The following is a 7,075-nucleotide window of genomic DNA, read 5'->3' as shown; positions in this document are numbered from 1 at the left end:
GGGATGGAGCGGCTGTACTCGGGCGTGATGATGAGGATGCCGTCGGCGTCCTCGATCGCCTTCTTGAAGTCGCGCGCGACCTGCGGGTAGTCGGCGTCGTGGTCGGGCGAGTAGAACGGGAGGTCCGCGATCGGGATCTCGACGAGGGTCGTGCCCTCGGGGGCGAGGCGCTCGAGGGCCTTCGCGAGACGACGGTTGATCGACGTCGACGAGATGCTGCCGACGATGTAGCCGATGGTGCGGTCGGTCATGTGTCCTGCTCCTTGAAAACAAAAGGCGTCCCCGTCGGGATCCACCGTGGACGTTCCACTTCCATGCAAACACATGGATCCGGGATCTATTCCGACGTATGCACATCGGCGTCACATCTCCCCCTCGCCGCCCGTCGTCTCCCCCTCGCGGGGGAGGCGTCCGCCCCACGGTGCGCCGTAGCTTCGGAGTACGACGAAAGGGGATCAGATGCTGCAGCTGAGCGGTGTCACCAAGAGCTACGGCGGACGCCGGGCGCTCGACGGCGTGTCGTTCGACGTGCGACCGGGCCGCCTCACCGGCTTCGTCGGCGGGAACGGCGCCGGCAAGACCACGACGATGCGCATCGTTCTGGGAGTGCTGGCCAAGGACGCCGGCACCGTGACGCTGGACGGCGCCGAGGTGACGGCATCCGACCGCCGACGCTTCGGCTACATGCCCGAGGAGCGCGGCCTCTACCCGAAGATGAAGGTTCTCGAGCACATCGTGTACCTGGCGCGCCTGCACGGCTTCTCGAAGGCGGATGCCACGACCCGCGCCCGAGCGCTGCTCGAACAGCTCGGGCTCGGCGAGCGGCTGAACGACAACGTCGAGACCCTCTCGCTCGGCAACCCGCAGCGCGCCCAGATCGCCGCGGCTCTCGTGCACGACCCCGAGGTGCTGCTCCTCGACGAGCCGTTCTCGGGCCTGGACCCGCTCGCCGTCGACGTGGTGGCCGGCGTCCTGCAGGAGCGCGCGAAGGCCGGCGCCGCCGTGCTGTTCTCGTCGCACCAACTCGACGTCGTCGAGCGGCTGTGCGACGACCTCGTCATCATCGCGGGCGGCACGATCCGCGCGGCAGGGGCCCGCGACGCGCTGCGCGCCGAGCACTCGACGCGCCGCTTCGAGCTGGTCTCGGCCGGCGACGCCGGGTGGCTGCGCTCCGAGCCCGGCGTCGAGGTGCTCGACTTCGACGGCGGCTACGCCGTGTTCGACGCCGACAGCGACGAGACCGCGCAGCGCGTGCTGCGCCGGGCGGTCGCACAGGGGGACGTCGCAAGCTTCGCGCCCCAGCATCCCTCCCTCGCCCAGATCTTCAAGGAGGTCATCCAGTGAGCACCGCACCTGCGAACACCGGGCTCGGCGCCCCGCAGGCCATCTGGCTCGTCGCCGAACGCGAGATCGCGTCGAAGCTGCGCAGCAAGGCGTTCGTGATCTCGACGGCGATCCTGCTCCTCGGTGCCCTCGCGCTGGTGATCTGGGGCGGCTTCCAGGCCGCCAACCAGACCGGCACGCCGGTCGCCGTCACCGCGGACGCCCAGCAGTACGTGCAGGACGTCCCCGGCCTGGAGGTGACCGACGTCGCCGACAAGGCCGCCGCCGAGGCGCTCGTCAAGGACGGCACCGTCGATGCCGCCGTGGTCGGCGATCCGTCGTCGCCGATGGGCTTCGCGATCGTCGCCGACGACTCGGCCCCCACGCAGCTGATGCTGTCGCTCGCGCAGCTGCCGCCGGTCGAGCTGCTGAACCCCGAGGGCGGGGCGGCCGCGGCGCTCGGCTACATCGCCGCGATCGGATTCGGCATCGTCTTCCTGCTGGCCGCCTCGCTGTTCGGCAGCACCATCGCGCAGAGCGTCGTCGAAGAGAAGCAGACGCGGGTGGTCGAACTGCTCATCTCGGCCATCCCGGTGCGGTCGCTGCTCGCGGGCAAGGTCATCGGCAACACGATCCTCGCCATGGGGCAGATCCTGGTGCTCGCCGGGATCGCGATCATCGGCCTCACCGTGACCGACCAGACCGCGCTGCTGCAGGGGCTCGGCGCGCCGATCGCGTGGTTCGCGATCTTCTTCCTGTTCGGGTTCATCCTGCTCGCGTCGCTGTTCGCCGCGGCCGCGTCGATGGTCTCGCGTCAGGAGGACATCGGATCGACCACGATGCCGATCACGATGCTGATCATGGCCCCGTACTTCCTGGTCATCTTCTTCAACGACAACCCGCTGGTGCTGACGATCATGTCGTACGTGCCGTTCTCGGCGCCCGTGGGCATGCCGATGCGCATCTTCCTCGGTCAGGCGCAGTGGTGGGAGCCGCTCGTGTCGCTCGTGATCCTGGTCGCCACGTGCATCGCGGCGATCCTCGTCGCGGCGCGCATCTACCAGAACTCGCTGCTGCGCATGGGCGGTCGCGTCAAGCTGACGGAGGCCCTGGCGGGCTGACGCACGCGGTTCGGGATCCTTCGGCGGATGCCTCGGCCAGGCGCTTCGGCGCCGGGCCGAGGCATCCGGCACGCCCCGCCCGCCTCGACTCACTCCCCCAGCATCTGGGGCGTCATCACGCCGACCGAGATGACGTTGCCCGCCGGGTCGCGGAACCACGCCATGTCGGGCCCGCCCATGAAGCCGCGCGAGATGCCCTTCTCGTCGGTGCCGTAGTCGGGGTCCGTGTAGATCTTCGTCACGACGCCTCGCGCGTTGAGGTCGTCGACTGCTGCGTCGACATCGTCGACCCCGAAGTTCAGGATCGTGAACACCGCCGGCTCATGATCCTCTTTCGGGTAGACGAAGACCGTGCCGCCCGCGGGCAGCTTGAACGTGAAACCTCCGCCCATCTCCTCCCAGACGGTGACGTCGAGCCCCAGGGTGTCTCGGTAGAAGGCCACGGCTTCGTCGATGTCGGGGACGGCGAAGCTCGAATACGCCCGTTGTGTGGTGAACATCTCATCCTCCCAGTGATCGTTCCCGACTCAACGATCCTCTTGCCCCGGAGAGCTGTCCAGGGGTGCTCGCGCGCTCCTGCCTACTGCCGGACGCCCGGCGTAGACTCCCGGCATCCGCACGAACCGAGACAGCGAAGTGACAGTCAACGGGCGGCAGGTCCCGCTCGCCGGCACGGTGCCGCACGCCACCGCGCTGGACTGGCTGCGCAGCGCGGGGCTGACCGGGGCCAAGGAGGGCTGCGCCGAGGGCGAGTGCGGTGCGTGCGCGGTGCTGCTGGCCACCGAGGGGCCCGACGGCGGCACCGCGTGGACACCGGTGAACGCCTGTCTCGTGCCCGCGCACGCGCTCGACGGCCAGGAGGTCGTCACCGCCGAAGGACTCGGCACGCCCGAGGCGCTGCACCCCGTCCAGGAGCGGCTCGCCGCGGCGGGCGGCTCCCAGTGCGGGTACTGCACGCCGGGGTTCGCCTGCGCCATGGCGGGCGAGTTCTACCGGGCCGGTCGAGCACCGGCCGACTCCGACGGCCCCGCCCCGTCCGATCCCGAGCACGGTCCGAACGGCTTCGACCTGCACGCACTGAGCGGCAATCTGTGCCGCTGCACCGGGTACCGCCCGATCCGCGACGCCGCCTTCGAGCTCGGGATGCCGCAGCCCGGCGACCCGCTGAAGCGCCGGCTCGCCGGCACCCCGCCCCCACCCGCCGCGACCGATGTCGAGATCGACGGTGCGCGCTTCGTGCGGCCGCGGACACTCGCCGAGGCGCTGCGGATGCTGCGCGACGAGCCGGACGCCGTGCCCGTGGCCGGCTGCACCGACTGGGGCGTCGAGGTGAACCTCCGCGCCGCCCGGGCGCGACTCGTCCTGGCGATCGACCGGGTACCCGAGCTCCGGGCGATCACGGTGTCGGACGAGGCCGTCGATATCGGGGCCGCTGCGACGCTGAGCGAGCTCCAGCGACGGCTCGCCCAGGAGGTTCCGCTCCTCGGGCAGCTGCTGCCGCAGTTCGCGTCGCGGCTCATCCGCAACCGGGCCACCCTGGGCGGCAACCTCGGCACGGCGTCGCCGATCGGCGACGCGGCGCCGGCGCTGCTGGCGCTCGGCGCCACCGTCGTGCTCGTGTCGGAAGACGGCGGCGAGCGCGAGGTCGACCTGGCCGACTACTTCACCGGCTACCGCAAGACCGTCCGCCGCCCCGACGAGCTGATCCGGTCGGTCCGTCTTCCCGCCGCGCCCGACACGCCCGCGAGCCGTCGTGAACGCCCGCCCGCCGGCAGAGACGACGACGAGCATTCGCGACGGCTCGGGCGGCAGCAGGCGGCGGAGCGGGTCACCGGGTTCCACAAGGTCGCCAAGCGGCGGTTCGACGACATCTCGTCGGTCGCCGTCGCGGTCGTGCTCGACATCGAAGACGGCGTCGTCGGCGCGGCACGTATCGGGCTCGGCGGCGTGGCCGCGACGCCCCTGCGGGCGTACGCCACCGAACGGGCGCTCGTCGGCCTTCCGTGGGACGCGCGGACAGTGGCGGAGGCATCCGTCGTTCTGCAGGGCGAGGGCACCCCGCTCACCGACCACCGCGCCAGCGCCGAGTACCGGGCGCGCATGCTGGGCACCGCCCTGCCCGCCCTGTACGCCTCGACCGCCGAGGCGGTGCGAGCATGAGCGGCCTCGCCGACCGCCCGCCCGACGCCGTCGTCGGGCGTCCCGCGGTGCACGAGAGTGCCGCGCTGCACGTCACCGGCGCCGCGATGTACACCGACGACCTGGCGGCGCGCGCCCACGGCGTGCTCACGGCATGGCCACTCCCGTCGACGTCGGCGCACGCCCTCGTGACGCTCGACGTCGAGCCGGCGTACGAGGTGCCCGGGGTGGTGCGGGTGCTGACGGCCGACGACGTGCCCGGCATCAACGACGCGGGTGTGAAGCACGACGAGCCGCTGTTCCCGTCCGAGGCGATGTTCCACGGTCACGCGCTCGCGTGGGTGCTGGGCGAGACGCCGGATGCCGCCCGCCGCGGCGCGGCGGCGGTCCGGGTGTCGTACGAGCAGCTGCCGTCGATCGTCACGGTGCGCGAGGCGATCGAGGCGGGCTCGTTCCAGGGCGCGTCCCCGACGATCTCGCGCGGCGACGTGGATGCCGCTCTCGCCGGCGCCGCCCACGTCCTCACCGGCGAGATCGAGATCGGCGGGCAGGAGCACTTCTCGCTCGAGACGCACGCCTCCTTCGCTGTCAGGGAGCCTGACGGCCGCTATCTCGTGGAGTGCTCGACGCAGCACCCGTCCGAGACGCAGGAGATCGTGGCGCACGTGCTCGGCATCCCGTCGAGCGAGGTGGCCGTCGAGTGCCTGCGGATGGGCGGCGGCTTCGGCGGGAAGGAGATGCAGCCGCACGGGTTCGCCGCGATCGCCGCGCTCGGCGCGAAGCTCACGGGCCGCCCGGTACGCCTGCGGCTGAACCGCACCCAAGACATCACGATGACCGGCAAGCGGCATCCTTTCCTGCTGGAGTGGCGCGCCGGCTTCGACGCCGACGGGATCCTCCGAGCTCTCGACGCCACGCTCACCTCGGACGGCGGCTGGAGCCTCGACCTGTCGGAGCCGGTGCTCGGCCGAGCCCTCGCCCATGTCGACAACGCCTACCGGATCCCGAACGTGCGCGCCCACGGCCGGGTCGCGAAGACGAACAAGCCGTCGAACACGGCGTTCCGCGGCTTCGGCGGGCCGCAGGGCGTGTTCGTGATCGAGGAGGTGCTCGGCCGCGCGGCACCGGTGCTCGGCATCCCTCCCCACGAACTGCGGGCGCGCAACTTCTACCGCCCCGGCGACACGACCCCCTACGGGCAGCCCGTCAAGGATGCCGAACGCCTGCCCGCGATCTGGGGGCGGCTGCGCGACGAGTGTGCGTTCGATGCCCGTCAGCAGGAGGTCGCACGCTTCAACGCCGCCCACGCCGATCGCAAGCGCGGGCTCGCGATGACGCCGGTGAAGTTCGGGATCTCGTTCACCTTCACGTCGTTCAACCAGGCCGGCGCCCTCGTCATCGTCTACAAGGACGGCTCGGTGCTCATCACCCACGGCGGCACCGAGATGGGCCAGGGGCTGCACACCAAGATGATGCAGGTCGCCGCGACCGCCCTCGGGGTTCCGCTGGAGTCGGTGCGGCTCGCGCCGACCCGCACCGACAAGGTGCCGAACACCTCCGCGACGGCGGCGTCGTCGAGCGCCGACCTCAACGGCGGCGCCGTCAAGGCCGCGTGCGAAGAGATCCGCGGGCGGCTCGCCGCGGTCGCCGGGCGCCTGCTCGGCGTCGACGAGCGCGACGTGCGGTTCTCGGGCGGTGTCGTCTCGGGACTCGGCGGCGGCCCCACCCTCACCTTCGCCGAGGTGGTCGGCGCCGCCTATCTGCAACGCGTGCAGCTGTTCGCCGCCGGCTACTACCGCACCGAGGGCCTGCACTGGGATGCGCAGCGCAACCAGGGATCGCCGTTCAAGTACTTCGCGTACGGCGCCGCCGCCGCCGAGGTCGAGATCGACGGCTTCACCGGCGCCCATCGCCTGCGGCGGGTCGACATCGTCCACGACGTGGGCGACTCGCTCTCGCCGCTGCTCGACGTCGGCCAGATCGAGGGCGGGTTCGTGCAGGGCGTCGGCTGGCTCACCATGGAGGAGCTGCGGTGGGACGACGGCGACGGGCCCGCGCGCGGCCGCCTGCAGACGCCGTCGGCGAGCACGTACAAGCTGCCGAGCTTCTCGGAGCTGCCCGACCAGTTCCACGTGCACCTGTTCGACGACGCCCGTGAGGACGGGGCGGTGTACGGCTCGAAGGCGGTCGGCGAGCCGCCGTTCCTGCTCGCCTTCAGCGCGCGCGAGGCGCTGCGCCAGGCGGTCGCGGCCTTCGGTCCCGCCGGTCATGTGGTCGAGCTCGGGTCGCCTGCGACGCCCGAAGCGGTGTTCTGGGCGATCGAGGCGGCCCGCGGTGCGAGAGGCACGGATGCCTCGGACGCCGGAGGGGGCGGGACCGCGTCGGAGTCCGTCGCGCCGCCGGCGGGGCCCACGCCGGCGGAGGCCGCGCCCGACGTGTCGGCGCCGCGGGGAGAGGCCGCCGAGACCGCCCCCTTGCCCGTCGCGGAGTGA

The 7,075-nt window shown here is 71.8% G+C and carries 6 protein-coding genes; 4 read left to right on the top strand and 2 right to left on the bottom strand.

Annotation, left to right across the window (positions count from 1 at the left end):
* On the bottom strand, positions 1 to 251 hold a 251-nt coding region (locus ACTHNQ_RS08375; RefSeq protein WP_440332752.1), incomplete at its 3' end, for an NADPH-dependent FMN reductase.
* A gap of 208 nt (positions 252 to 459) precedes the next feature.
* Between ACTHNQ_RS08375 and ACTHNQ_RS08370 the strand changes: the two genes are divergently transcribed.
* Both ACTHNQ_RS08370 and ACTHNQ_RS08365 read left to right on the top strand, forming a co-directional pair.
* Positions 460 to 1,344 carry an ABC transporter ATP-binding protein gene (locus tag ACTHNQ_RS08370; RefSeq protein WP_440332750.1) on the top strand — a complete coding sequence of 295 codons (885 nt, stop codon included), beginning with the start codon at positions 460 to 462 and terminating at the stop codon, positions 1,342 to 1,344.
* Positions 1,341 to 2,444 (top strand): ABC transporter permease, encoded by a 1,104-nt coding sequence (locus tag ACTHNQ_RS08365; protein WP_440332748.1) that lies wholly within the window; start codon positions 1,341 to 1,343, stop codon positions 2,442 to 2,444. The genes ACTHNQ_RS08370 and ACTHNQ_RS08365 overlap by 4 nt, the downstream gene beginning before the upstream one ends.
* 89 nt (positions 2,445 to 2,533) lie before the next feature.
* On the opposite strand, the gene ACTHNQ_RS08360 is transcribed toward ACTHNQ_RS08365, so the two are convergent.
* Positions 2,534 to 2,944: a VOC family protein gene (locus ACTHNQ_RS08360; RefSeq protein WP_018173407.1), complete on the bottom strand. Its 411-nt coding sequence runs from the start codon at positions 2,942 to 2,944 to the stop codon at positions 2,534 to 2,536.
* A gap of 136 nt (positions 2,945 to 3,080) precedes the next feature.
* Between ACTHNQ_RS08360 and ACTHNQ_RS08355 the strand changes: the two genes are divergently transcribed.
* Positions 3,081 to 4,604 (top strand): xanthine dehydrogenase small subunit, encoded by a 1,524-nt coding sequence (locus ACTHNQ_RS08355; protein ID WP_440332745.1) that lies wholly within the window; start codon positions 3,081 to 3,083, stop codon positions 4,602 to 4,604.
* Positions 4,601 to 7,075 carry a xanthine dehydrogenase molybdopterin binding subunit gene (gene xdhB / locus ACTHNQ_RS08350; protein ID WP_440332744.1) on the top strand — a complete coding sequence of 825 codons (2,475 nt, stop codon included), beginning with the start codon at positions 4,601 to 4,603 and terminating at the stop codon, positions 7,073 to 7,075. Before ACTHNQ_RS08355 ends, xdhB begins: the two co-directional genes overlap by 4 nt.

Origin of the sequence: Microbacterium sp. (assembly GCF_051953575.1) — a bacterium.
In the GTDB taxonomy this organism is placed as follows: Bacteria; Actinomycetota; Actinomycetes; order Actinomycetales; family Microbacteriaceae; genus Microbacterium.
The sequence above is the reverse complement of the archived record's forward strand: the minus strand, read 5'-3'. Positions and strand labels throughout refer to the sequence as shown.